This is a genomic window from Variovorax sp. PAMC26660 (assembly GCF_014302995.1).
In the GTDB taxonomy this organism is placed as follows: Bacteria; Pseudomonadota; Gammaproteobacteria; order Burkholderiales; family Burkholderiaceae_C; genus Variovorax.
In genome coordinates this window covers 169,631-191,741 of the sequence record NZ_CP060295.1, presented here as the reverse complement: position 1 = coordinate 191,741, position 22,111 = coordinate 169,631, and the positions used below count along the sequence as shown (strand labels likewise).

Annotated in this window: 26 protein-coding genes; 19 read left to right on the top strand and 7 right to left on the bottom strand. The window is 66.1% G+C overall.

Going from position 1 to position 22,111, the window contains the following annotated elements:
- The first annotated feature begins 56 nt into the window (after positions 1-56).
- The 4 genes from H7F35_RS00885 to H7F35_RS00870 all read left to right on the top strand — a co-directional run bounded on the left by H7F35_RS00885 (position 57) and on the right by H7F35_RS00870 (position 3,122).
- Positions 57-986: an SDR family NAD(P)-dependent oxidoreductase gene (locus H7F35_RS00885; RefSeq protein ID WP_187111117.1), complete on the top strand. Its 930-nt coding sequence runs from the start codon at positions 57-59 to the stop codon at positions 984-986.
- A gap of 102 nt (positions 987-1,088) precedes the next feature.
- On the top strand, positions 1,089-1,517 hold the full coding sequence (locus H7F35_RS00880) for a nuclear transport factor 2 family protein (RefSeq protein ID WP_187111116.1): 429 nt from the start codon (positions 1,089-1,091) through the stop codon (positions 1,515-1,517).
- Positions 1,504-1,980: a MerR family transcriptional regulator gene (locus H7F35_RS00875; protein WP_187114085.1), complete on the top strand. Its 477-nt coding sequence runs from the start codon at positions 1,504-1,506 to the stop codon at positions 1,978-1,980. Before H7F35_RS00880 ends, H7F35_RS00875 begins: the two co-directional genes overlap by 14 nt.
- The gene (locus H7F35_RS00870) at positions 1,977-3,122 is read left to right on the top strand and encodes an alpha/beta hydrolase (RefSeq protein ID WP_187111115.1); all 1,146 of its coding nucleotides are present in this window, start codon (positions 1,977-1,979) and stop codon (positions 3,120-3,122) included. The genes H7F35_RS00875 and H7F35_RS00870 overlap by 4 nt, the downstream gene beginning before the upstream one ends.
- Here H7F35_RS00870 and H7F35_RS00865 read toward each other — a convergent pair.
- From H7F35_RS00865 to H7F35_RS00855, 3 genes are all read right to left on the bottom strand, one after another.
- Entirely contained in the window at positions 3,109-3,468 is a 360-nt protein-coding gene (locus H7F35_RS00865; RefSeq protein WP_187111114.1) for an HPF/RaiA family ribosome-associated protein, read from the bottom strand. The two genes, H7F35_RS00870 and H7F35_RS00865, sit on opposite strands and share 14 nt — an antisense overlap.
- Before the next feature lie 118 nt (positions 3,469-3,586).
- Positions 3,587-4,015 (bottom strand): CBS domain-containing protein, encoded by a 429-nt coding sequence (locus H7F35_RS00860; protein WP_187111113.1) that lies wholly within the window; start codon positions 4,013-4,015, stop codon positions 3,587-3,589.
- A 133-nt stretch (positions 4,016-4,148) separates the two neighbouring features.
- A complete protein-coding gene (locus tag H7F35_RS00855; protein ID WP_187111112.1) occupies positions 4,149-4,757 on the bottom strand; it encodes a cell envelope protein SmpA in 609 nt (202 codons plus the stop codon).
- Positions 4,758-4,964: 207 nt separating this feature from the next.
- Here H7F35_RS00855 and ylqF point away from each other — a divergent pair, with 207 nt between their 5' ends.
- Both ylqF and H7F35_RS00845 read left to right on the top strand, forming a co-directional pair.
- Positions 4,965-5,942, top strand: a complete 978-nt coding sequence (ylqF, locus tag H7F35_RS00850) for a ribosome biogenesis GTPase YlqF (RefSeq protein ID WP_187111111.1) — start codon at positions 4,965-4,967, stop codon at positions 5,940-5,942.
- Positions 5,942-6,409, top strand: coding sequence for a hypothetical protein (locus H7F35_RS00845; protein WP_187111110.1), 468 nt, complete (start codon positions 5,942-5,944; stop codon positions 6,407-6,409). The genes ylqF and H7F35_RS00845 overlap by 1 nt, the downstream gene beginning before the upstream one ends.
- A 17-nt stretch (positions 6,410-6,426) precedes the next feature.
- Here H7F35_RS00845 and H7F35_RS00840 read toward each other — a convergent pair whose 3' ends face one another.
- Entirely contained in the window at positions 6,427-7,254 is an 828-nt protein-coding gene (locus H7F35_RS00840) for a hypothetical protein (protein WP_187114524.1), read from the bottom strand.
- A gap of 110 nt (positions 7,255-7,364) precedes the next feature.
- Between H7F35_RS00840 and H7F35_RS00835 the strand changes: the two genes are divergently transcribed.
- The 7 genes from H7F35_RS00835 (at position 7,365) to H7F35_RS00805 (ending at position 15,586) form a co-directional block, all read left to right on the top strand.
- On the top strand, positions 7,365-8,450 hold the full coding sequence (locus H7F35_RS00835) for a suppressor of fused domain protein (protein WP_187111109.1): 1,086 nt from the start codon (positions 7,365-7,367) through the stop codon (positions 8,448-8,450).
- Positions 8,451-8,481: 31 nt separating this feature from the next.
- Positions 8,482-8,934 carry a Fur family transcriptional regulator gene (locus H7F35_RS00830; RefSeq protein WP_187111108.1) on the top strand — a complete coding sequence of 151 codons (453 nt, stop codon included), beginning with the start codon at positions 8,482-8,484 and terminating at the stop codon, positions 8,932-8,934.
- A 109-nt stretch (positions 8,935-9,043) separates the two neighbouring features.
- The gene (ykgO, locus tag H7F35_RS00825; protein ID WP_013542562.1) at positions 9,044-9,193 is read left to right on the top strand and encodes a type B 50S ribosomal protein L36; all 150 of its coding nucleotides are present in this window, start codon (positions 9,044-9,046) and stop codon (positions 9,191-9,193) included.
- 182 nt (positions 9,194-9,375) lie between these two features.
- Positions 9,376-10,083: an ABC transporter ATP-binding protein gene (locus H7F35_RS00820; protein ID WP_187111107.1), complete on the top strand. Its 708-nt coding sequence runs from the start codon at positions 9,376-9,378 to the stop codon at positions 10,081-10,083.
- A gap of 385 nt (positions 10,084-10,468) precedes the next feature.
- The gene (locus tag H7F35_RS00815; protein ID WP_187111106.1) at positions 10,469-11,869 is read left to right on the top strand and encodes an ABC transporter permease subunit; all 1,401 of its coding nucleotides are present in this window, start codon (positions 10,469-10,471) and stop codon (positions 11,867-11,869) included.
- Positions 11,870-11,879: 10 nt separating this feature from the next.
- Positions 11,880-13,355 carry an ABC transporter permease subunit gene (locus tag H7F35_RS00810; RefSeq protein WP_261803482.1) on the top strand — a complete coding sequence of 492 codons (1,476 nt, stop codon included), beginning with the start codon at positions 11,880-11,882 and terminating at the stop codon, positions 13,353-13,355.
- Between the two features lie 47 nt (positions 13,356-13,402).
- A complete protein-coding gene (locus H7F35_RS00805) occupies positions 13,403-15,586 on the top strand; it encodes a TonB-dependent receptor (RefSeq protein WP_187111105.1) in 2,184 nt (727 codons plus the stop codon).
- A gap of 322 nt (positions 15,587-15,908) precedes the next feature.
- Here the strand turns inward: H7F35_RS00805 and H7F35_RS00800 are convergent, their stop codons facing one another.
- Positions 15,909-17,546, bottom strand: a complete 1,638-nt coding sequence (locus H7F35_RS00800; RefSeq protein ID WP_187111104.1) for a DUF4139 domain-containing protein — start codon at positions 17,544-17,546, stop codon at positions 15,909-15,911.
- A gap of 235 nt (positions 17,547-17,781) precedes the next feature.
- On the opposite strand from H7F35_RS00800, the gene H7F35_RS00795 reads away from it, so the two are divergent.
- Entirely contained in the window at positions 17,782-18,219 is a 438-nt protein-coding gene (locus H7F35_RS00795; protein ID WP_187111103.1) for a PaaI family thioesterase, read from the top strand.
- On the opposite strand, the gene H7F35_RS00790 is transcribed toward H7F35_RS00795, so the two are convergent.
- Positions 18,146-19,387, bottom strand: a complete 1,242-nt coding sequence (locus H7F35_RS00790; RefSeq protein ID WP_187111102.1) for an acyltransferase family protein — start codon at positions 19,385-19,387, stop codon at positions 18,146-18,148. The genes H7F35_RS00795 and H7F35_RS00790 overlap by 74 nt on opposite strands.
- Before the next feature lie 155 nt (positions 19,388-19,542).
- Between H7F35_RS00790 and H7F35_RS00785 the strand changes: the two genes are divergently transcribed.
- Complete coding sequence (locus H7F35_RS00785) at positions 19,543-20,190, top strand: hypothetical protein (RefSeq protein WP_261803481.1); 648 nt, start codon at positions 19,543-19,545, stop codon at positions 20,188-20,190.
- Between the two features lie 344 nt (positions 20,191-20,534).
- On the opposite strand, the gene H7F35_RS00780 is transcribed toward H7F35_RS00785, so the two are convergent.
- Positions 20,535-20,732: a hypothetical protein gene (locus H7F35_RS00780; protein ID WP_187111101.1), complete on the bottom strand. Its 198-nt coding sequence runs from the start codon at positions 20,730-20,732 to the stop codon at positions 20,535-20,537.
- A gap of 202 nt (positions 20,733-20,934) precedes the next feature.
- On the opposite strand from H7F35_RS00780, the gene H7F35_RS00775 reads away from it, so the two are divergent.
- The 4 genes from H7F35_RS00775 (at position 20,935) to H7F35_RS00760 (ending at position 22,059) form a co-directional block, all read left to right on the top strand.
- Positions 20,935-21,228: a single-stranded DNA-binding protein gene (locus tag H7F35_RS00775; RefSeq protein ID WP_187111100.1), complete on the top strand. Its 294-nt coding sequence runs from the start codon at positions 20,935-20,937 to the stop codon at positions 21,226-21,228.
- A 10-nt stretch (positions 21,229-21,238) separates the two neighbouring features.
- Positions 21,239-21,430 carry a hypothetical protein gene (locus H7F35_RS00770; protein ID WP_187111099.1) on the top strand — a complete coding sequence of 64 codons (192 nt, stop codon included), beginning with the start codon at positions 21,239-21,241 and terminating at the stop codon, positions 21,428-21,430.
- 109 nt (positions 21,431-21,539) lie between these two features.
- On the top strand, positions 21,540-21,689 hold the full coding sequence (locus tag H7F35_RS00765) for a hypothetical protein (RefSeq protein WP_187111098.1): 150 nt from the start codon (positions 21,540-21,542) through the stop codon (positions 21,687-21,689).
- Between the two features lie 70 nt (positions 21,690-21,759).
- Positions 21,760-22,059: a hypothetical protein gene (locus tag H7F35_RS00760; protein WP_187114523.1), complete on the top strand. Its 300-nt coding sequence runs from the start codon at positions 21,760-21,762 to the stop codon at positions 22,057-22,059.
- The last annotated feature ends 52 nt before the right edge of the window (positions 22,060-22,111 follow it).

Genomic DNA, 22,111 nt, shown 5'->3' with positions numbered 1-22,111 from the left:
GCCGCAGTGCGGCAACCGAATACCGGCAACTCCCCAAGGAAAGCGACACAGAGACCATGAGCAGCAACAGCATCGACTTCAAGGGCCGCGTGGCCATCGTGACCGGCGCGGGCGGCGGCCTGGGCCGCCAGCATGCGCTGGCCCTGGCGGCACGCGGCGCCAAGGTGGTGGTCAACGATCTGGGCGGCGCGCGCGACGGCTCCGGCGGTTCGGTGAGCGCCGCGCAGGCGGTGGTCGACGAGATCAAGGCAGCCGGCGGCGAAGCCATTGCCAACGGCGCCTCGGTCACCGATTTCGTGGCCGTGCAGGCCATGGTCAAGCAGGCAGTGGATGCCTGGGGCCGTGTCGACATCCTGATCAACAACGCCGGCATCCTGCGCGACAAGAGCTTCGCCAAGATGGAAGTGGCCGACTTCCAGCTCGTGGTCGACGTGCACCTGATGGGCGCCGTGAACTGCACCAAGGCCGTCTGGGCGCTCATGAACGAGCAGAAGTACGGCCGCATCGTGATGACCACGTCATCTACTGGCCTGTACGGCAACTTCGGCCAGAGCAACTACGGCGCAGCCAAGCTGGCGCTCGTGGGCCTGATGCAGACGCTGAGCATCGAAGGCGCCAAGAACGACATCCGCGTGAACTGCCTGGCACCGACCGCCGCCACCCGCATGACCGAGGACCTGTTCCCCAAGGACATGCTCGAAGCCTTCCGGCCCGAGGCCGTGGTGCCCGCCATGCTGGTGCTGGCCTCGCAGGACGCGCCAAACCGCACGGTGCTGTGCGCTGGTGCCGGCGTGTTCGAGGCTGCCCACATCACGCTGACGCAGGGCGTGTGGCTGGGCATCGGCCCCGACGTGCCCGAGCAACTGGCCGAACGGCTGGCCGACGTGACTTCGCGCGACGGTGAAGCCGTGCCGCAAAGCGGTGCTGCACAAGGCGGCAACGAGGTCGGCAAGGCGAAGGCAGGCGCGGGCGCTCTCAAAGGCTGAGCGCGCCACGCCGTTCATGGCGCTTGACCTCGAGTGCACTCGAGCATTTCCAATGAATTTGCCGGGCATTCCGGTTCATTCACTCATCGAGGAAATCACGCCATGAACACCACCGTCGACAACAAGGCCCTGGTCCAGCGCATCCATGCCGAGCTGGACAAGGGCAACGGCCAGTTCTTCGTCGACAGCCTGGCGGACGACGCCAGTTGGACACTGGAAGGCACCACGCCCTGGTCGCGCACCTACGCGGGCAAGAAGGCGATTCGCAAAGAGCTGCTGAACCCGTTGTTCGCGCAGTTCGCGGGGCCCTACGTGAGCAAGACCGAGCGCATCATTGCCGAGGACGACCGCGTGGTGGTGCTCTTCAGCGGCGATGTGCCCACCAAGGCCGGCAAGCGCTACAACAACCGCTACTGCTACATCTACCGACTCGAAGGAGGCCAGGTGAAAGAGCTGACGGAGTACTTCGATACCGCACTGGTGCAAGAGGCGCTGCAGGCGCCTCTTGCCGTGGCCCATGCCGGCCAGTGAGCCGGTCGCCGCACCGGTGGCGGCGAAGGGCATGCCCTTCCACATCGGCGAGCTGGCCACGCGCACCGGCCGCACGGTGCACGCCATCCGCTGGTATGAGACGCAGGGCCTGGTGCCCGGCGTGGCGCGCGACGACGGCGGCCGACGCCTCTATGGCGAACTGCACGTGGGCTGGCTCGACCTGATGGAGCGGCTGCGGCGCACCGGGATGTCGATCGCCGAGATGCGCCAATACACCGCGCTGGCGGTGCAGGGCAAGGTCACGCTGCGCGAGCGGCGCGACCTGCTCGCGGCGCACCGCACACGCGTGACCGAGACCATCGCCGAGTGGAAGAGGGCGCTGTCGCTGGTCGACCGCAAGATCGACTTCTACGACGAATGGATGGAGAGTGGCCATCGGCCGCCGCTCATTCCCGCCGAGACGCCCAGCCTCAAGCCACCGAAGCCACGGAAAGCCCGATGACCGACACCACCCTCGCTCCCTTGCCGCTGCCCGCCGGCATCCGTTCGCGCCAGGTCGACAACGGCAATGGCCTGTCGGTGCATTTGCTCGAAGCGGGTTTCGAGACGCCGGGGCGTCCCTGCGTATTGCTGCTGCACGGCTTTCCGGAGCTGGCCTATAGCTGGCGCAAGGTGATGCTGCCGCTGGCCGAAGCGGGCTATCACGTGATCGCGCCCGACCAGCGCGGCTATGGGCGCACCACTGGCTGGCAGCAGGGCTACGACGCGGGGCTCGACGAATTCCGCTTGCTGAACCTCGTGCGCGATGCGCTCGGGCTGTTGGCTGCGCTGGGCCATGACTCGGTGGAGGCGGTGGTGGGCCATGACTTCGGCTCGCCTGTGGCGGCATGGTGTGCACTGACGCGCCCCGATGTGTTTCGCTCGGTCGTGCTGATGAGCGCGCCTTTCGGCGGTCCGCCGTCCGCTGCCGCGACCGGGCTCGCCGAGGCCACGCGGCAGTTGCTCGACGGCCTTGCCGCGCTGCATCCGCCGCGCCAGCACTACCAGTGGTACTACTCGACGCGAGAGGCCAACGGCCACATGCAGCATGCGCCGCAAGGCCTGCACGCCTTCCTGCGCGCCTACTACCACCACAAGAGCGTCGACTGGCCGCAGAACCAGCCGTTCAGGCTGGCGGCGATGAGCGCGGAAGAAATGGCCCGGCTGCCGAGCTACTACGTGATGCGCGCCGACCAGACCATGGCCGAGACCGTGGCGCAGGAGATCCCGTCACCCGAGCAGATCGCCGCCTGCCGCTGGCTGCCCGACGACGAACTCGCCATCTACGCCGCCGAATACGCGCGCACCGGTTTCCAGGGTGGGCTGCAGTGGTATCGCTGTGGCACCAGCGGCCGATTCGTCACCGAGATGCAGGGTTGGGCGGGCCGCACGATCAACGTGCCCTCATGCTTCATTGCCGGTCGCAGCGATTGGGGCATCTACCAGAAGCCGGGCGATTTCGAGGCGATGCATACGGCGACCTGCACGCAGATGCGCGGCGTGCATCTTGTCGAAGGTGCAGGCCACTGGGTGCAGCAAGAGCAGCCCGGCGAGGTCAGCCGCCTGCTGCTCGGCTTTCTGCGGGAAACCGCTACTCGGCGGTAAAGCTCGCGTCCTTGCGGATCGAGTCGCGGTCGCGGTGGTTGTTCAGGCGGCCCAGCGTGCTGTCGAGCAGGCGCTTGAGCTTGTCGGCCGCGCCGCGGAAGGCCTCGTCGAGCGTGTTGGCGTGCTGTGTCACGGCCAGCGGCTGGTGGTGTGCAAGGCGGGCTTCCATCACGCAGCGCTTGTCGCCGCCGCCTGCCTTGTCGTGGTTCTCGTCGCTCAGATGGACCTCGATGCGCGTCACGTCTTCGACGAAACGGCTCAGGTGTTGCTTGATCTCCGTGTCGGCCCAGCGTTCCAGCGTGTCCTTGTTCTCGATACCGTTGCTCGTGTTGACCTGAATCTGCATGCAATGTCCCTGCTGGATGGATGAACGAGTGCCCACTGTGCGCCCTGAAGCGCCCCTGTGCGCGTAGGCCTTTTCCCTACCCACAAGCCGGGCAGGGTCCGCAATGCGGCTTTCTTGCTCAGCTCTGGATGTACGTGGTCAACTGTTCGATGGTCGCTTCGTGGTCCGAGATGATGTCGTCCATCAAGTCCTGGATGGAGATCATGCCCACCACCTTCTCGCCGTCCACCACCGGCAGGTGGCGGAATTTGCGCTGGCTCATCAGCGTCATGCAGGCGCGCGTGCGGGTCTGCGGGGTGACGGTCATCACGTCGGGCGTCATGATCTCGGAGACCTTCATCTCCTTCGAGTTCTTGCCTTGCAGCGCCACCTTGCGGGTGTAGTCGCGTTCGGACAGGAAGCCCACCAGCTTCTCGCCGTCCATCACCATCAGCGCGCCTACCTCGAAGTGGGCCAGCGTGGCCAGCGCATCGAACACGCTGGTGTGGGGCGAGGTGCGCCAGGCCGCGGAGTCATGACGCTTGAGCAGTTCGGAGACGGGTTTCATCGCGGTCACTCCATGAATAAAGTTTCGATTCACACCGACGCTCGTGCGCCGCACTCGAGCAAATGATAGGGGCGCAAAGGCCCCTCGCGATGCAAAACCTCTAGGGGATTGCGCGTGTGCGCCGCGCGAGAACTTAAGGCTGAGCCGTCGATGCCGCCAGCACGCGGCTGAGCGCCACCGGGTCGCCCACCACCGCCTTCACAAGACCCTTCTCGTCGAAGTGGACCTGGAACTCCGACCAGCTGTCGCGCCAGTAGCGCCAGATGGGCGCGTCGAGGCTGGGGTTCTCACTGGTCACCGGATAGGCGATGGCCATCAGCACCTGCTCGCGCGTCATGCCGGGCATCACCTTCGCGGCCAGGATGGCGTCGCGCACCGCGGGCGCGAAGGCCGCCATCGTCTGCTTCGGGTCGGTGGTCACCACGTAGCGCTGTGCGAACTCCGGCAGCGTGATGTTGCGGCTGTAGTCGTTCTTGATGCGCTGGGGCTTGCCGCCGAGATCGAGGCTGAACCAGCGGAAGTCATACGAGGTGATGCGCGCCGGCGTGCCCACCGCCACGATGCGCGTGCCCTGCTCGTCGTAGTTGATGTCGCTGATCGAGTCGCCGTAGGTGCGCATGTTGCAGCACAGGTAGCCGCTGACCATGGGGCCGGGCGACGGCGAAGGCCGCTGGGCATGGACGACGGTCACGGGAACGACGGTGGCTGCCAGCAGGGCGGCAGCGGCAAGGCGCTTGAGCATGGATTTCTCCTCGGTGTTTGTTGGAATGGCCGCGCGGGCGCGGCGCGGGGATTCTAGGATCGATCGTGCCCGCAACGAAGGCAAAATGGCCGTATCCAGCTATCGAAAAGATAGCGGCAAGCTGCCGTTCAGGTTCGCGGGCCACAATCCTCACCCGGCCCTGCGGCCAACCCCTTCCAGACAGCGCGAAAGAAAGAACACCCACCGATGGCGATCCAGTGGTTCCCCGGGCACATGTACACGACCCAGAAGGCCATCACCGAGCGGGTGAAGGACATCGACGTGGTCATCGAGTTGCTCGACGCGCGCCTGCCCGGCTCCAGCGCCAACCCGATGCTGGCCGAGCTCACGGCCGGCCGGCCCACGCTCAAGGTGCTCAACAAGCAGGACCTGGCCGACCCGGCGCGCACCACGCTCTGGCTGGCGCACTACAACGCGCTGCCCGACACGCGCGCCATCGGCCTCGATGCGAGCCAGACCATGCCCGCGCAGCAGATCGTGCGCGCCTGCCACGAACTCTCGCCCCGGCGCGGCGGCATGGCCAAGCCGATGCGCGTGCTGATCTGCGGCATTCCCAATGTGGGCAAGTCGACCCTCATCAACACCCTGACCGGCGGGCGCAAGGCCAAGACCGGCGACGAGGCCGGCATCACCAAGCTCGAACAGCGCATCACGCTGGCCGACGACTTCTACCTGTGGGACACGCCCGGCATGCTGTGGCCGCGCATCGTGGTGCCCAAGAGCGGCTACAACCTCGCGGCCAGCGGCGCGATCGGCCGCAATGCCTTCGACGAGGAAGAAGTGGCGCTCGAGCTGCTCAACTACCTCAAGACCCACTACGCCGCCGGCGTGGCATCGCGCTTCAAGCTCGTGGAACTCGACGACGCCACCATGGCCGAGATGAAGGACGAGGCGCTGCTCGACACCATCGGCCGCAAGCGCGGCGCGCTGCTGGGCAAGGGCAAGGTCAATCTGCAGAAGTCGGCCGAAATCGTGATGCACGAGTTCCGCGCCGGCAACCTGGGGCGCGTCACGCTCGAAACGCCGCAAGAGTTCTTGCAGTGGCTGGCCGAGGGGCAGCGCATCGACGCCGAGCGCGCAGCGAAGAAAGCGGCGCGCGGCAAGAAGGGCAAGCAGAAGCCCGAGGACGCGTCTGAGCCCACGCCGGAAAGCGACGACACCTGATGCCCAGCGTCTTCTTCCGCAAGGGTGGCCTGGACACCGACTCGGAAGACTATCCGGGGTTGGTGAGTGTTGCGGCGTACCTGCGGCAGATGAGCGCGCAGGAACACGAGCGCAAGCCCACCGACGCCGAAGGCTTCCTGCGCGAGCTGGACGCCTTGCCGTGGAGCGACGTGATGGCCGCCTGGCTGGTCCGGCAGGCTGGCCCGTTGCCCGCGCTGGTCTTGTGCGCCGACGACATCAAGGTGCAGTTGGGCGTCAGCGGCGTCTTTCACGAGCAGTTGCACTACTACCAGTTCAGCTTCAGCAGGGAAATGAAGAAGGGCTGGTTCTCGAAGGAAACGCAGTTGATCAGCTTCGAGATCCACGAGCGCGCGGACGTGGACGGCATCGTCCGGCCGTTCGTGCAGGGCGACTACGACGCGATGGCCAGTGAAGCCCGGCGCATCGGCCAGAACCTGGTCGAGTAGGCCGGGGCGAGCCCGGCTCAGTCCAGCGCGAACAGCCCTGCGGCCGCTTCGCTGAGCGCCGCCAGCCGGTGCGAATCCGGCGTGGGCCCCGCGGCCTTCAGCGCGCGCTGGTACATCGCGATGCGCGTGGCCGATACCGGCCGGCACAGTGGCCGGCTCAGATGCAGCGCAAAGCGCCGGTCGGGCACCACGTAACGCCCCGGGTTCAGCCGCGCAAAGCGGATGTAGGCCTGCAGCGCGAAGAGCATGTCGGCGTGCAACGCGTCCATCCGCTTCTCGGCGTCCTTGCCGATCTGCGCAAGGCCCTTGGCGTCCTTCGTTACCGGCACGCCGAGGATGTCGGCCATGTCGATCTCGAAATGCGTGAAGTCACCATACGGGCGCTTGCAGTCGATCAGGAAGGTCTGCCAGTTCGCCCGCTGCAGCAGCCGGATGTGCTCGTCTTTCACATCGAAGCTCGTGCGCTTGTCGAACGGCGGCAAAAAGGTGTAGTGCCCCGCCGCGAAGCTCGCATGCAGGAAGAAGGCGGACGCCACGTTCACGAAGCGGTCGAAGGCTGGCGACTGGCCGCCGTCGAGCAAGTTGCCGAACTGTTCGAGCGACATGTCGGCGGGCACGATGGCGGGGGCGCCCGATTCGCAGTTGATCCACTCGGCCCGGCTGCGGCGGAATGTGTCGATGTCATCCTGCGTGATCTCGAGGCTGCCCGCACCGGGCGGCTCCGGCGGGGCGGCGGTGGCTGTTGCGGGCGCGCTTTTCTGCCCGCAGCCGGCGGCGGCGAGCAGGGCAGAGGCGGCGCTTGCGGCCGACAGGGCCAGGACGCCCCGTCGATGGATCCAACTCACGATTTTTTCTCCCAGGGAAAACGTTTCGGCCCCCGAGGATGCCACGCCGGCCTGACCCGTGACTGAGGGCCCGGTGTAGGCTCGCCGGCATCGACATTGCGAGGAGCCACATGACGGATGCAACGCAAGCCCGGACCGACGAGGCGCACGACCTTTCTCCGGGCTGGGACGCCATCAGCGGCGCGCTGGAGCGCCTGTACCCCGGGCAGGAACCGAAGCACTACGGCACGGTCATCAAGTGGATGCTGGGCGGGCCCGATCCGCTCGACGGCATCAGCGCCTGGAAGCGCATGGACCCGGTGCCGCACTGGCACTTCGTGAGCTACGGGCTGACCGAGCTGTACAGCAAGGAATCCGATGATGCCGATACCAGCGGTTACGGCTTCGAGCTGACTTTTCGCCTGGCCTGCAACCCCGCCGACGACGAGCCGCCCGCATGGGCCATCAATTTCCTGCAGAACCTGGCGCGCTATGTGTTCAAGAGCGGCAACGTGTTTGGCGACGGCCACTGGATGACCGCCAATGGCCCGATCGCGCTGGAACGCGAGACGCTGATCTGCTCGATGGGTTTCGTGTTCGACCCCGAACTGCCGGCCATCGATACGCCGCACGGGCGCATGGCCTTCATCCAGGTGGTGGGCCTCACGGTCGACGAAGAGCGTGCCGCCAAGCAATGGCAGACCCGCAAGCTGCTCGACGTGCTGCTGCCCGAAATGCCGCTGTGGGTGACCGACCTTGCGCGGCCCTCGCTGCTCGACAACGCCAGCGTGCGCGCGCGGGTGGCCGAAGGCACGCAGCGCGATGGCTCGTCGAGCGGGTTTCTCTTCACCGATGTGCTGGGCTGGAAAGTGCAAAAGCGTTTGCTGCGCGCGCCTGTCACCGAGATCGTGCTGGGTGCGCGGCAGGTCGATGAACTCGTCACGCTGCTGCCGTTGCGCCTGCCTTTCGGCCGCGGCTTTCGCGTGGCCGGCCGCGAAGGCGCGTTGGTGTTCGAGCACGGCGATGTCAACAGCGTGAGCGAGAGCGATGGCCAACTGACGCTGCAACTGACCGACGACACGGTGCGCGAACTGGCCCGCACGCTGCAGCCGCGCGCCGGCACCTACACGCTCGAAGGCCTCGACGGCGTGCGCTGGCAGATCGAGAAGACCACGATCAAAAGCCCCGAAGGCAAGGTCGTTCGCACCATCGGCTGAAGCAAGACGGCCTGCCCACTATCATCGAAACATGCAACGTCTCACGCGCCAGCGCAACGCAGTTTTCTCCGCTTTCAGCGACGCCGGTCGCGTGTTGACCGCTCCCCAGATCCTGGCGCATGCGCGCGAGATCGTTCCCGAAATCAGCCTGTCGACGGTGTACCGGCAGGTGTCGCTGCTGCTGGCGGATGGCGAGATCGCCAAGGTCGAGCTGCCGGGCGAACCGGCGCGCTACGAAGTGGCGTGCAAGCCCGACGCGCATCGCCATTCGCACCACGACGGCGAAGAGGCCGATCACCACCATCACTACTTTCATTGCGCGGGCTGCGGGCAGGTCTTTCTGCTGCACGCCTGCCCGGGGCCGATGGACGACCTCGTGCCCAAGGGCTTCCAGGTGCGAAGCCATGAAGTGACCTTGCACGGGCTGTGCGCGTCCTGCGCGGACACGGGCGACAAGAAGGCGCGCGCACCGAAAGCGCATTGACCCACCGCCGGCCGCACGGCGGGGTAGGGTGGCGGTCAGGTTTTCAATGTTATTGAGAATGAATTCGCAATAACGTATAGTCGCGGGTCTTCCTTCTTACGGCCCACCTATGCAAGTCCTGTCCTCCCTCAAAGAAGCAAAGAAGCGCCACCGCGATTGCCAGGTGGTGACGCGGCGCGGCCGCACCTACGTCATCTGCAAGTCCAACCCACGCTTCAAGGCCAGGCAGGGCGGCGCGAAAAACAAGAACAAGCGCTGATCGCAGCCTGAAGGGCGCGGCGCACCGATACACGCCGCCGCTGCCCCTTCCGGCAAATTCTGCTTCTCGTTTTCGCGCGTTGGCGGTCCTCGCCAGCTTCAAGACCACCACTGAATTCACGCATCGGCGCACCCGCGCCGGGGCTGGCCTGCGCGCGTCTTTTTCAAAACCGGAACCTCTTCATGCTCCGAGCCATCGGCCTCACCAAACAGTACGGGACGCACACCGCGCTCGACCGTCTCGACCTCGACATCCGCGCCGGCGACATCTACTGCCTGCTGGGCGCGAACGGCGCCGGCAAGACGACGACCATCAACCTGTTCCTGAACTTCATCGCGCCGACCGCTGGCACGGTGGAGATCAACGGCATCGACGTCACGCGCCATCCGGTCGCCACCAAACAGTACGTGGCCTACATCCCCGAGCAGGTCACGCTGTACGGCACGTTGTCGGGGCTGGAGAACCTGCGCTTCTTCGCCGGACTGGCGTTGGGCAAAGAGCTGCCACGCAGCCGCTTGCTCGAACTGATGACCGAGGTGGGGCTCGACCATGCGGCGGCGGACAAGCGCGTGTCTGCCTACTCGAAGGGCATGCGCCAGAAGGTGTGGATCGCGGTGGCGCTGGCCAAGCAGGCGAAGGCGCTGCTGCTCGACGAGCCGACCTCGGGGCTCGACCCGCAAGCGGCCAGCGAGTTCTCGGGCCTGCTGCGGCGCGCTGCCGACAACGGCGTGGCCGTGCTCACCACCACGCACGACCTGTTCCATGCGCAGCAGACGGCCACGCGCGTCGGGATCATGAAGCGCGGGTTGCTTGTTGAGAGCCTGAACGGCGAGGCTCAGATTGCGCGTACCGATCTGCAGTCGCTCTACCTTCAGCACATGAGGGCGTAGATGACGCGTCCTCTTCGTCTTCGTCTGTTTTGTGTTGCTGGTCGCCGCTGTTCTTCAGGGCGACGCTCCCGCCGACACGGGGCTCTTTTTCGCGAATGTCCCCCGCTTCGCTCCTCCTTTATTTCGCGAAAAAGAGCCCCGTATCGGCGCGAGCGCTCAGAGCACTTGTTGATCGGCGATCACCAGCAGCGTGCCCTTGTGCGAATGACGCCAGGTGCTCCCCGCAGCGAAATAAAGGAGGAGCGAAGCGGGGGACATTCGCGGAGGGGAGCACCTGGTGTCATTCGCACCCGCCCCGAATGCACCCGCTCCGAACCCCAAGCCTCCAAAACCCAAGCCCCCGAACACAAGCACCCCGCAACACAACGCGAGATGAATCACTGATATGTCGCTGAACTGGATCGCACGACGCGAATTTTTGGAACGCCTGCGCGACGGGCGCCTCTACTGGGCCGGCGGACTGGTGCTCGTTCTGCTCCTCACCGCACTCGCAGTGGGCTGGGCACACCAGCGCGATGCGCGCGCTGAACAGCACGCAGCACAAGCCATGGACTACCGCGACTGGCTGCAACAAGACAAGCGCCATCCGCACGACGCCGCGCACCAGGGCATGCATGCCTTCAAGCCTGAAGCCGCGCTCGCCATGATGGACCCGGGCATCAATCCCTACATCGGCAGCACCGTGTGGCTGCAGGCGCATCGCCAGAGCGAAGTGAAGTTCAACGCCGCGCAGGACGCGACCGGCCTGCAGCGCTTCGGCAACCTGTCGGTCGGCTGGATCCTGCAGGTGCTCGGGCCGCTGCTGGTGATCGTTCTGGGCTTCAACGCCTTCGCGGGCGAACGCGAGCAAGGCATCCTGCGCCAGACCCTGAGCCTGGGCGTTCCGCCGCTGCGCCTGCTGGGCGGCAAGGCACTGGCACTCGCGGTTTCGTTGGCAGTGCTGCTGGTGCCGGCCGCAATCATCGCGACCATCGCGGTGGCTGTCGGTGCAGGTCCGGGCGAGCGACTGGACGCGCTGCTGCGGCTCGCCGCGTGGGCCTTCGGCTACGCCATCTACCTCGGCATCTTCGTGTTCCTGGTGCTGGGCGTGTCGGCCGCCTCGTCCACCTCGCGCATGGCGATCACCGTGCTGCTCGCGCTGTGGATCGGGCAGGCGGTGATGGCGCCGCGCGTGCTGTCGGAACTGTCGCGCGCCTGGTTCCCCAGCCCCACGCGGCTGGAGTTCGATCAGGCACTGAATGCCGAGCGCAAGGCCGTGTCCGACGAGGTCTGGCAGAAGAACTTCGGCACCACCGAGCGTTGGGGCCGCGACGTACCGCTCTCCAAGTGGGGCCTGGCGCTGCAACTCGACGACCAGTCTTCTTACGCCGTGTACGACCGCCACTACGGCCGCCTCTGGAACACCTGGGAGCGACAGCAGACAGTGCAGGAGTGGAGCGGCCTGCTGCTGCCCATTCTCGCGATCCGCAGTTTCTCGATGGGCATGGCCGGCACCGATTTCGCCCACCACCGCAGCTTCACGACCGAGGCCGAACTGCATCGCCGCGACATCCAGGACCTGATGAGCAAGGACCTCGTGGCGCATGCCGATCCGCTGGGCGATCGCCACTTCGCCTACCAGGCGCCGCACGAACTGTGGGCCACCGTGCCGCCTTTCGACTACCACCCGCCGGGAGCGGGATGGGCGCTGCTGCACCAGGCGCGCAGCCTCGCGGTGCTGTGCGTGGCGCTGCTGCTGGCCGTTGCCTTCGCGGCCTTTGCCACCGTGCGCCAGCGTGCGCTGTGAGAGGGCGAGCATGAGCATGACCATCCCTCTTCAACCTTCCCAGGGCCGGCGCCTGCTGGCCGTGATGCGCCAGGAATGCCGGCTGATGCTCGCCGAGCGCGGCCTCTGGATCGTCGGTGCGCTGTTCCTGCTGCTGGTGGCCTATGCCCTCGGCAACGGCCTGCTGCAGACCGCGCACCGCGACCGCGCGCAGGCAGCCGTCGCGCAGGCTGACCGTGACACCCGCGCCGCACAGCGCGTGCAGCTCGAAGCCATCCTCGCGGGCACCGCGCAGCCCACGCCGTTCCAGAACCCGGCCGATCCCTCGCGCATGGCGAGCAGCTACGGCGGCCATCATGCGATCTTGCCGACCGCGCCGCTGGGGCCGGTGGCGCTGGGGCAGAGCGATCTGTTCCCGAGCCAGTACGAGGTCACGAACCAGAGCCGCGTGGTGTTCATGAACCCGAGCGACATCGAGAGCCCTTGGCACCTGATGAGCGGTCACTTCGACCTGGCCTTCGTCATCGTCTATTTGCTGCCGCTGCTGATCTTCGCGCTCAGCTACAACCTGCTGTCGGCGGAGCGCGAGAACGGCACCCTGCGCCTGCTGCTGTCGCAACCGCTGCGCCTGCGCACGCTGCTCGCGGGCAAGCTGTCGGTGCGCGCCGCCGTGCTGCTGCCGGTGGCGGTGTTGCTGATCGCGCGGCAGGTGGGTTGGGTCGATGCGTCGGGCGATGTCGGCGGTGCCACGTTCTGGTGGGCGCTGCTGGTGGGTGCGTATGCGCTGTTCTGGTTCGCGCTGGTGGTGGCGGTCAATGCCTTCGGTGCCTCGTCGGCGACCAATGCGATGGTGCTGGTCATCGCGTGGGTGCTGCTGGTGCTGGTGGCGCCGGTGCTGCTGAACCTCGCCGTCACGCAGGCCAGCCCCGCGCCTTCGCGCACCGAACTCGCCACGCGCCAGCGCGTCGTCACCGCCGAGGCGATGAAGCGGCACGCGGACCTGTTGAGCGCCGATTACCAGCACGTCGGCCGTGGCGCGATCCTCGTGCCGCGCGACGGCAAGATCGAAATAGCCGGGCGTGCGTTGGCCATGTACGCCATCGAGCGCGAGGTCGACGAAGCCATTCGTCCAGAGCTTGATCGCTTCGAGGCGCAGCAGGCGCATCAGCAGGTGCTGCTGGGCCGCTTCGGCGTGGTGTCGCCAGCGGCGGTGGCCTACGAAGGCATGACCGCGCTGGCCGGCACCGGCGCACGGCGCCACGCGCGCTTTGACGCGCAGACGGTGGCGTACCACGAGGCGTGGAAGGCGTTTTTCTTCCCGCGCATCGAGGCACGCAATGCGCTGATGCCCACAGATTTCGACCGCATTCCCGCCTTCGCATGGCAGGAAGAACCCGCCAGCCTCATGCGCCACCAGGCCGTACTGGCCGTGCTGCAACTGCTGTTGCCCAGCCTGCTGCTGTTCGGTGTGGCCGCGTGGCGGCTGCGCCGCTTCTCGGTCGCGTAGCTGCCGATTCGATTCCGTTTTTCTTTTCAGCCATCAGAAGCAATCCAATGACCCCGTTCATCCGCACGGCCATGGCAGTGGCCGCCGCCACTGTCTTCCAGTCTTCCTACGCGCAGCAAGCCAATGCCGAGCTTGGCACCGTCACCATCGAAGGCAGCCGCGATGCCAACAGCCTGCACCTCGAAGAATCGAGCGGCACCGCGTCGCGGCTCGGCCTGTCGGTGCGCGAGACGCCGGCCTCGGTCGAAATTCTGTCGCAGGACGCGATCCAGCAGCGCGGCGCGCGCACCTTCAGCGAAGCACTGCGCGGCATGGCCGGCCTGTCGGGCGGTGGGCCACCGTCGTCACCGACCACGCTGTCCACGCGCGGCTTCACGAGCATCATGTATCTGTACGACGGTGTGCGCACCTCCGGCGCGGGCGTGGTCAACCGGGTGCAGGACACCTGGAACTACGACCGCATCGAGGTGCTGAAAGGCCCGGCCTCGGTGCTCGACGGCGAAGGCGCCATTGGCGGTGTCGTCAACTTCGTGACCAAGCGGCCCGACCGCGACAACCCGCACAAGGAAGCCTTGCTGTCTTACGGCAGCTACGGCTCCACGCGCGCGGCCTTCGGCTTCGGCGGCGCCCTCGGCGATGCCAGCGCCTACCGGCTGGACTACAGCCGCAACGACACCAAGGTGGGCACCATCGATCGCAACGGCGAGCGCATCGACCACTTCACCAGCGGGCTGATGGTCGACTTCGGCGGCTCGGTCAAACTGGACCTGGCCTTCGACTACCTGCGTGACAACAACCAGGCCTACTGGGGCACGCCGCTGGTGCCGCGCAGCTTTGCCACGCAACCCACCGGCGTGGCCAGCACACCCGACGGCCGCGTGATCGACCGGCGCATGACGCACGCCAACTACAACGTGCTGGACGACGACAACTCGTCCGAAACCTACTGGCTGCGCGCGCGCCTGACGGGGCAGCTCGATGGCGGCTGGTCCTGGCGCAACGAGTTCTCGGCCAACAAGTCGAACCGCATGTTCCGCAACTCGGAGTTCGCGGCCTTCGAGCAGCCGGGGAACATCGGGCGCGACCAGACGATGATCTCGCACGATCAGGACTTCTGGCTCAACCGCTTCGACGCCACGCACAAGGGCACGCTCGCAGGCATGGACAACCGCTTCGTGATCGGCGGCGAATACAGCGAAACGCGCTTCGGCAGCCAGCGCCGTTTCTCGAACAGCAGCGCCAGCACGGCGAATGCGCTGCGGGTGTCGGTGTTCAACCCGTACGTGGGCCTGTTCGACGAAAACCCCGCGCTGAGCGTGGGCGGCGGCAATCGCACCAACACCACCTCGAACGTGAAGGTCACGTCGGTCTTCGTGGAAGACGCGCTCAAGCCGATCCGCAACCTCACGCTGGTTGGCGGCCTGCGCCACGACCGCACCGAGGTGCAACGCGGCATCCTCGATCTGAACCTGGGCACGCTCAACCGCTTCGACACCAGCTACCGCTCGACCTCGGGTCGGTTCGGCGCGGTGTACGACATCACGCCGCAGTCGAGCATTTACGCGCAGTACACCAACGCCACGCTGCCGGTGAACTCGCTGTTCCTGCTGTCGGCGTCGAACGCGACGTTCCCGATGTCACGCGGCAAGCAAGCGGAGGTAGGTTTCAAGCAGAGCATTCCCGAAGCCAACCTGGAGTGGACGGCAGCGGTCTACAAGATCGAGCTGGACAACGTGCTCTCGCGCGATCCGAACAATGTCGCCAATACGGTGAACAACGGGCGCCAGTCTTCGCGCGGCATCGAGTTGTCGACCGTGTGGCGGCCAACGCGCGAATGGACGCTGGCGGGCAATCTCGCGGCGCTAGATGCGCGCTTCGATAGCTTGATCGAAGCGGGCAACGTTTCGCGCGTGGGCAAGACGCCGCCGAACGTGCCCGAGCGCGTGGCCAATATCTTCGCGACTTATCGGCCTGATGGTTCGAGGTTCGAGTACTTCGCCTCCTTGAACCGCACCGGCCACATGTTCACGGACAACGCCAACCAGATTCGCATCAACGGCTACACCACCATGGACGCGGCCGTGAGCTATCGGCTACAGAAGGCACTGCTGACCTTCCGCGTGCGTAACCTGACGGACAAGCTCTACGCTACCTGGGCGGGTCGCGCGACGAGCCAGGTGCTGTTGGCGCCGCGACGGACCTTTGAGTTGTCGGCCAAGTTCGACTTCTGAGGGTTTTCCGGGTTTGGGCGCTGCTGCTGTTCAGGGCGTCGCTCACGCCGACACGGTGCTCTTTTTCGCGAATGTCCCCCGCTTCGCTCCTCCTTTATTTCGCGAAAAAGAGCCCCGTATCGGCGCGAGCGTTGGACAGGGCGGTGGTCGATCGGCGATACACCAGCAGCGTGCCCCTGTGCGAATGACGCCAGGTGCTCCCCGCAGCGAAATAAAGGAGGAGCGAAGCGGGGGACATTCGCGGAGGGGAGCTCCTGGTGTCATTCGCACGCACCCCGAATGACCCCGCATCTAACCGCACAACCATCCCCCGAGCGCTGCCTCAGCGCATCTGCAGCCGGGCGTCCTTCGGATAGCTGACGGTGTAGTCGGCCGTCACGCGCGCGGTCTTGCCCGCGTCGAGGTCGAAGCGCCACATCGTCAGCCCGGGCTGCTTGTTCCAGGCCAGCTCTGCGGGCTGTGGCGAGAACTGCGACGCCACGCGCACCTGCTCGTCCACCGACACCGGCGCGGCCTCCAGCACCTGCACCGCAATCGGCGTGCGGTGGCGGTTCTCGACCACATAGGCGCGCTGCACCTTGCGTTCGGCACGAGAACCCGCAAAGCCGCCCGTGCCCTGGTTGTCGCGCTCGGGTTCGGCCTGAACCCGTACCAGCTCGTCGCGACCGAAAGACAGCGTGAGGTTTGCGTCGCTCGGCGCAGTCCAGCGGCCGCTGCCCACGAAGTTGCCGTCGCGATAAAGCTGCATCGGGCCGGCCGGCCACACGCCCGCAGGTTGCGGGAGTTCGGCGACCAGGAACGCACTGGTGTCCACGCGCGGGCTGGTGCGCACCGCCAGCTTGGCGGTGTCTTCATGCTGGCCCAGCGCCATCGTCACGCGCTGGCCGTTGGAGGGCACGTCGATGCTTTGCGGCACCGCGAATTCAGTCGCGAAGCTGTTGTCGAACACGCTCACGTCGAACAGCGGCTCGCGGCGTTCTCTGATGGCCTGCTTGGCGTCGATCGGTGCCATGGCAGGCGCGGCCGGTGCCGCCATGTAGACCTCATCGGCCTGCGCGGCCAGCTTGCGCGGCGGCGGTTCGATGCCGATGCGCCATGCGCCCGGCGTGCGGCCGGTGGTTTCGCGGCGCGGCTGACCGGTGGACAACACCAACTTCACGCCGCGCCAATCTTCGCCCGTGGCCTGCGCCACCAGTGCCTGTCGCTCGATGCGCACCTTGCGCGTGTTGGTGTCGAGCAGCGCGCGGTAGGTGGGCGTCCAGCCGGGGCCGTTGACCTGGTAGCTGAGCTTGATGTCGGCATCGGCGCTGGCGGCCAGCGTCACGGTGACGGCCACCACCTGGCCGCCGTTGCCCTGCGAGCGCGTGCGCTCGGCCAGCAGCGGGTTGAGCTGGCGGTCGATGTCGGTCTGCTTGCGCTGGATCTGGTGCTGCTTGAGCAGCGAGTCCTGTCCGGTGCGGCGCATCGCCTCGGTCATCGCGGCGAGGTTGCGTGCATCCAGTGGGGCGCGTGCGCCCTGGGCCGATTCGCCGCTGCCGCCCGACAGGCCTTTGAGATAACCGGTGACCATGCCCAGCGCATCGGTCTCGGCCTGCAGCGCGGCCTTCTGGTCTTCCAGCTCGCGGATGCGGCCGTCGAGCGCGCTGGTCGAGCAGCGTGCCGACAGTTCGCGCGCCTCGCTGAGCACCGAGGTTTCGCCCACGCGCACCGAGGCGTCGGCCGACACCTGCAGGCTCTGCACGTCCAGCCCCGCGGGCAGGCAGGCGAAGGTGACCGAGCGGCTGCCCGCCGCGATGCGCGCGACGCGCTCGACCGTGGCGCTGCCGGGGTAGACCTTGACCTGGGTGATGCGCGAGCTGTCGGCTGCTGTGCCCGGCACCTGGGCGCTGGCGCTCAGGACCAGCCAGCCGGCGGCAACGACGGTGGCGCGCAGAAGAAGGGTGGAGGACGGTGCTTTCATGAAGGGCCTTCGGAGGAAGTGAGTGGGTTTGTCTCCACTCATACGGCCGGGCTTGCGGAACGGGGTTAAGGCGGTGTCAAAAAACTTTCGCCAGGGTGCGACGTTCGTTGTCGCTGTCGCCAATGCAACCGCAAAAGCGTTGTCCGTCACCCGCGCGACGACGTGCAGAGCCTGCGGTTCTTAGAGTGCCCCGTACCCATCACCAACCCGCATCGCCACGCCAAGGAGACCTTCCATGCTCGACACGATCAAGACCATCAACCAATCCGCCGCCTTCAACCGCTGGGCCGGCTTCGAAGTGACGCACGCCGGCGACGGCCAGGCCGAACTGCGCATGAACTGGCGTGCCGAAGACATGGGCCAGTACGCCGGCTTCCTGCACGCCGGCATGATCGCCGCGCTGCTCGACACCGTGAGCGGCTACGCGGCCGCCACGCAGGCGGGCCGCGTGCTGGCCTCGCATTTCTCGGTGAACTGCATCTCGCCCGCGATCGGCCAGGCTTTCGTGGCGCGCGGCCGGGTGATCAAGGCCGGCCGCAAGCAGGTGTTCGTCGCGGCCGAGTTGTTCGCCCAGCCCGAAGGCAAGGGCGACGACGCGCTCAAGCTCGTGGCGACGGGGAACGCCATCCTGGTTCCGGTGGAAGAGCTTCAGTCGAAGCCTGCTGCTGCATAGGCTTTGCCCGGCGCCGCAGCTTCAGTCCGAACAGCGGGCGCAGCCAGTTGCTGCGGCGGATCAGCCCGTCGGTCAGCGCCCAGCAGCCGACGATGGTCAGCGCGACCAGCAACGCCGGTTCCAGCACCGGGCCCAGCGCGAGCGGCGCCAGCAGCGTCACGCCGACGATGATCAGCGTCTGGTGCAGCACGTACCACGGGTACACCGACTCGTTGGCCCAGCGCAGCCAGGGCCACGGGCGGTTCAGGTGGCGATGGCCGTGGCCCAGGATGGTCGCGACTGTCAGCCACAAGTAGAGCGTGCGCAGTGCGTCTGCCAGCAGACCGGAGGCCGGGCCCTTGGCGCCGACGCGCAGCGCGATGTACGTGGCGATCAGCGCGAGCACCAGCGCCAGCGACACCCGGCGCAACCGCTCCAGTTCTTGCCACACGCCGGTATCCACGCCCATCCAGTAGCCGTAGAGAAACATCGTGAAGTAGAGGCTGTGCAGGTAGAAGTCGCGCACCAGGTTGTGGGTGGGCGGGAAATGCGGGGCCAGCAGCGTCGTCCAGGCGAGCAGCGGCAGCACTGGCAGCAGCAGCAACTGCCAGCCGCGCAGCCCATTGAAGCGGCGTCGCATCCATTGGCCGGCGGCCGAATTCCACAGCGACAGCGTCAGCGCGATCACGGCCGTGTAGGCAAACAGATAGGGCAAGTACCAGAGATGGTTCCAGGTGACGCCGAACTCGGCACCGTCGAAGGCGCGCTTCGGCCACGGCTCGGCCATCGGCAGGTAGCGCAGCAGGAAGGCACCGAAGCCCGGCGCCACCATGCCGTTGGCCACGCCCTGCGCATAGGCCTGGTACGGCACGATCACCGCCATGCCGAACACCAGCGGCAGCATCAGCCGCACGCCACGGCTGCGCAGCAAGCCCCAGGTGCCTTGGCCGCGGCTCAGGAAGCCGAGCGACACGCCCGAGATAAGGAACACGAGGTCCATGCGCCAGAGGTTCAGCATCCGCATCGGCCACTGCAGCCATTCGGCCGCGTACGGACTTTTCAGGTGCCAGGGCCAGTCGGCCACGTAGTACATGCCCACGTGATAGAGGATCACGAACAGGAAGGCCAGGGCGCGCAGCGCGTCGATGTCATGGCGACGCGTGTTGGGCAGGTGGGTGGTTGCGGTCATCGCAAGCTCCTCGAAGCGAAGAAGCCGCGATGCTCGGGCCCGCAGCCCTGGCCGAGGGCTGCAAGGGGATGGATCGCCCCCGCTTTGTGACGAGCGGTGCCCCGCAGGGACGAAATTGGCCGGCCCCAAGGGCTAATTTCGCGAGAATTCCCCGCATGCGAGACCCGCGCAAGAACCTGTACGAACGCTACGAGCCGATTCGCCGCTACGTGGAGGTAGGTTTCTGGATCGTGCTGATGACGCTGCAGGCCGCGTTCAACATCTCGGTGGCGCTGGTGGATGCGCGGGGGCGAACCGTACCGCGCGCCGCCTGGGAGATCCTGGTGTGGGAGGGTTCCAGCCACCTCGTGCTGCTGGCGCTGGTGCCGGCCATCGTGGCGGTCGAGCGCTGGCTGTCGCCGTTGCCGCGCAGGCACCTGCTGCGCTACCTGGCGGCGCATGCGTTGGCCAGCGTGGTCTTCAGCGTGGTGCACGTGATGGCGATGTTCGCGCTGCGGGCGCTGGCCTATGCGGCGGTCGGCGAGCACTACGACTTCGCGGACTGGAGCAGCCAGTGGGGCTACGAATACCTGAAGGACGTGCGCGCGTACGTGTCGATGGTCTTCGGCATCTGGGCCTACCGGCTGTTCGTGCTGCGGCTGCAGGGTGAGGCGCGGGTGCTTGATGCGCCGGAGGAGGGAGCGGCCTTGCCGCCCGGGCCGTTGGCGGAAACGGATGGTTTCGAGCCAACAGACTCCGTAGCGTCTTGCTCGTCGTCTTCAGGGAATGCGTTGATCAGGGCTTGCAGCGTAGCAAGAGCTTGACTCTCGTACTCGTCCTCGGGGTCGAGCTTCGTTGCTAGACCTTCAAGCATCGCTCGCGTGGTGTCGTGGCCAGCGATGCGGGCAATCTTTGCTCTAAGTCCGATCGGGCATGGCCGCTTGCCGGTATTGATCGCCGCGAGATTCCCGTTTGGGATACCCAGCAGTTCTGCGAGTTTGTTTTGCGATCCTGCTATTTCAGACGCGATGCGGATAGAGAAATGCAATGACATTGCTATCACCTTTGATAGTGGTTTGTGGCAAGATGCTATCAAGTCTGATAGTAGTGCTATCAGATGTGGTAATTATCTAGGAGCCACCTGTATGCCACTTCGATGTGCCAATGGTTATTTTTCCCAAAGCTCGTATCGATCTTCCGGCAGTGGCTTTGGCTTCGGTTGTGGTCGCTTAATACCCGCTCGTTTCTTGGTGATCTTCGCTTTGATGATCGCAACGATGGCCGCGAATGCCAGTAGTCCGAATCCGCAGATGACGACGAGTGCAAATAGCTGGCCGAGTGCCGCTCCTGGGCTGGTGGGTTGCATTCCTCTGACTCCTGAATTTGTTGGTGCGTTCGTGTTTCTTGCCGTGGCCTCGTTCCTCGCTGCCCTGGCTCTTTGGAACTGCTGCATTTTGCCGGTGGCCGATTGGCTGGCTGACCGGTTCGCGCTCCCTGCCTGACGTTCCACACGATAGCCCTGCGTGCAGGGCCTTCGCGTGCAACGTCGCACGGATAGGAGCCACCACATGATCAAAGTCAGCATTCCGGCCGTCCTCACCCGCAATCAATCGGGCATCGGCAAGACCTCGGGCAAGGCCTACAACATGGACTTTCAAACGGTCTATCTGCACACCATCGGCAAGGATGGGAAGCCGAGTCCGTTCCCCGAGAAAACCGAAATCATCCTCGACAAGAACGAGCAGGGCCAGCCGCTCGTCTACGCAGTCGGGGAATACCAGCTGCACCCCGCAAGCCTGTACGTGGACCGCTCGGGGAACCTCGCGGTGGCTCCGCGCCTCGCTCCGCTCCCCAAGGCTTGAGGGGTGCACCATGCAATCGCGTGATGCGATGCAGGCCGCTCGGCTCGCGCAACTGGAGGGCGCTGTCCTCGGGCTGATGCGCGACGCCGAGGCTGATGGCCTCGATGGTCTGTCCATCGAAGTGACCGCCGACGCGGGCCAGATCGCAATCGATCTGAGCTACACGGCGAACGGCGTGCCCGTCTCGGGCGAATCGCTGTGACCGAAGTTCAAGTTTCCCCGTGGCCCTGGCTGGTCGTCAACGTCATCGTGTGCGGGGCGGTCGTCTGGTGGCTCGTGATCGACATTCGCCGTGAAGTGAGGTCGTGGAAATGAGCGCCTACGCTCGCAACTTCCTGCGCCTTCGCTACTGGCTCGAAGGCCTCGACGGCGGCGCACAGCGCTCGCTGTCGCAGTACGAGCGCGTCTTGGCGTCCAACCTTCGCGCGCAGGCTTCGCACTTGATCGAGGTCATGCTATGAGAGCGTTTCTGATCACGGTCCTTGCGGTGTGGGCGTTGTGCGCTCTCTACCTCATTGCGAAGGCCGGCGGATGAGCTACCTCGGCGCACGTCAGCACGAAGTCAACGCCGCACGCGCATCCTCCATGGAAGCGCTGCGCGCGTTCTCGCAGCGTCAAACCGCGCGCGATTTTCAGACCGCAGAAGCGCGCGCAGCGCGCGGGCTTGTCTCAGTATCAACAAGTGGTTTTGCTGCTCTCCCAACGGCTATGCGTTGGGTTGAGCAGTGCATCACCATCGACCGGGCGCAAGCCCGGCTGCACATGCATGACGGCACCACCGTGCCCTGCAGCCGGCGCTATCGGGACGCACTGCGCGCCGGCGCGGGCTGAGTCCTCCCTGGCCGATCGGACGGCCTGTTCCGGTGCGCAATGGACGCGAGAT